3 protein-coding genes are annotated in these 2593 nt (G+C 61.2%); all 3 read right to left on the reverse strand.

The features are described from left to right. The coding region (locus ADADOO_RS05780) for a sodium:solute symporter family transporter (protein WP_511275794.1) at positions 1-659 on the reverse strand (659 nt) is incomplete at its 3' end. Positions 660-668: 9 nt separating this feature from the next. Continuing rightward, positions 669-1334, reverse strand: coding sequence for a hypothetical protein (locus tag ADADOO_RS05785; protein ID WP_511275795.1), 666 nt, complete (start codon positions 1332-1334; stop codon positions 669-671). 2 nt (positions 1335-1336) lie between these two features. After that, positions 1337-2593: DUF294 nucleotidyltransferase-like domain-containing protein (locus ADADOO_RS05790; protein WP_511275797.1), on the reverse strand; the 1257-nt coding region annotated here is incomplete at its 5' end.

A 2593-nucleotide genomic window follows, 5' to 3' on the forward strand; every position in this document is an offset into this window, starting at 1 on the left:
ATGATCAGGATCAGGTACTGGGCCACCTGCGTCCATGTCACCGCCCGCATGCCCCCCAGAAACGAACAAACAAGGATGCCGGCCAGACCGACGAAGACGCCAATCTCGAATTGCAAGCTGACGAAACGGCTGGTAATGACGCCGACGCCGTAAATCTGCGCCACAACGTACACGAAGGAGGCCAGGATGGCGGCCACGACGGCGACCAGGCGAATCGCGTTGCCGCCATAGCGGGCGCCGAGAAAGTCGGGAATGGTGTATTGACCGAAGCGGCGCAGATACGGCGCGAGGAGCAGAGCGACCAGGACGAAACCGCCGGTCCAGCCAATAACATAGGCCAGCCCCTGAAAGCCGGAGAGGTAAAGGGTTCCGGCCAGGCCGATGAAGGAGGCGGCACTCATCCAGTCGGCGCCGGTCGCCATGCCGTTGAAGAAGGCCGGCACGCGCCGCCCGGCGACGTAGTACTCGGAGACATCGGAGGTCCGGCAGACGATGCCGATCAGCGCGTACATCGAAATGGTGAAACACAGGAAGGCGTAGCCGATCCAGCGCGGCGGCATGCCGTGCTGTTCGAGAACCGCCAGCGCCCCGATGAATGACAGGAAGCCGCAGGTGTAATACAGGTAGTAGCGCTGCAGCCGGGTCAGTGAAGCAAACATCCGGTAACTTTAGTGGGTGCGCCGTAGGAAGCTGCTGGCCCGTGATTCGTCGATCAAACGAGCGGCCGTATCGATCTGCTTGCCGACAGCCCGCACCGTCATCATCTGGAAAATGCGCGCCAGCAATAGGGTGTTGGCCATGGCATCGCGCCGGCCGGCGCCGGTATCGAGGCTGAAGACCTCGATCCAGTGGTCGAGCGGCATGACCGAATCGCCCTTGTCCTCGAACATCGACGGTAACAGCCAGGCCAAATCGACCCACTGTGGCAGGAAATTGACGCCCAGCCGTTCCTTGAAGGCGCGCTGCAGAAAGCCGCCAACATAGGGAATATGGTAGGTGACCAGCGGCGCCTTGGCGGCAAACAGCAAAAATGCCGTTAATTCCCGGTCGACCGTGGAACCCTCGCCATCAAGCGTCGAAAAATCGACGTAGAAAGTGTCGTCCGGCTGGATCGCTCCTTTCCACACCGAGCTGGCCGCGATGCCGAGCAATTGGTCGCTTTCGGGATTCGTACCGGTGCTGACGATGTCGACTACGACGTAGCGGGTGTGAAAGTGCAGATCGTCGAGCGGCGGCGCCTTGCTGGCCCGCCAGACGTCGAGCGAAGCCCGCACGTCGTCGGGCAGGCTGGCTTGTGCGCTGCCCCTGAACAGGAATTTCTTGAGGCCGAGCATGGTCATTGCACCTGGTAATCGAGTTTGAGGCGCGTCTGGATTTTGCGGGCCTGACGGAAGGACTCTTTCAAAATGCGGCGATCCAGCTCATTGAGCGTATCCGGATCGATCAGGTTATCGCCCTGGGTGCCCGGCTCACCTTCGAGATACTGGTGCTGCAGGCGCAGCAGCTGGATGAAATTCAAGCCTTCGAGTACGGCGTTGATCTCGTCGCTGCGGATCGACAGGCGCTGCGCGGACAAGCGCAGGCGCTGAATCGAATTGGTGTTGTGCACGCCGCTGGCCATGGCGTAGATACGGGCAACGTCGACAAAAATACGCGAGCCATATTTCTTGAGATCGATCTTGCCCGGATGGTCGGGGTCGAGGTCGGTCAAAAAATCGCGAATCTTGCCCAGCGGCGGTTCGACGTCGAGCGCATTTTTGGCCATGGCGCGCAGGAACATCGGGTTAGCCGCCGTCTGCGCCAACAGGTGGCGGCGCATCGCATCGGCCAGTTCCGCTTTGCCGTAAAGCGCCCGGAAGTCGAAAAAGATGGTGGCGTTGAGCAGCGCGGCGGGCTGCGGGATGCGGATCCAGTTGGCAAACTGGTCTTTCCACTCGTCAAGCGTCAGACACCATTGCGGGTTGCTCGCCATGATGTTGCCCTTGCACAGCGGGAACCCGACGCGATCGAGGTCGTTGTTGACGTCGAGGGCATAGGCCAGAAAACGTGGCTTCAGCGCGTCGACCGCAGCACCTTCGGGCGTCACGAAGACGATGCCGTTATCCTGATCGGTGCTGAAAGTCTGTTCGTCGCGCCCCTCCGAGCCGAAGGCCAGCCAGGCCCATTCAATGCCGTCGAAGTTGTGCTTTTCGAGATTGAGCTGGATAACACGGCGGGTCAGCGCATCGTTGAGCGCCGAGATGAACTGGGTCAGCTGCTCGGCACCAACGCCCTGGGCCAGCATGTTGAACGACAACTGGCGGACATCGGCGGCCGCCTGCTGCAAAGCGCCGACATTGTGCGCACCATCGATCGACTGGCGAATCTGGCGCAAACCAACACGTTGCAGCGAGAACAGGTCGCGCTCCGAAACAACGCCGGTCAGCCTGCCCTCGGCATCGGTGACGAGCACGTGGCGAATGCCATGGGTCGCCATGGCGAACATCGCATCGTAGGCCGTGGCGTGCTCTTCGAGCATGAACGGGGTCGCTGACATGGCCTGGCCAACCGGCGTGGTCAGCGGCAGTTCGGCGAGGACAACGCGATCGAGCAG

This window comes from Azonexus sp. (assembly GCF_036170495.1).
Lineage (GTDB): Bacteria > Pseudomonadota > Gammaproteobacteria > Burkholderiales > Rhodocyclaceae > Azonexus.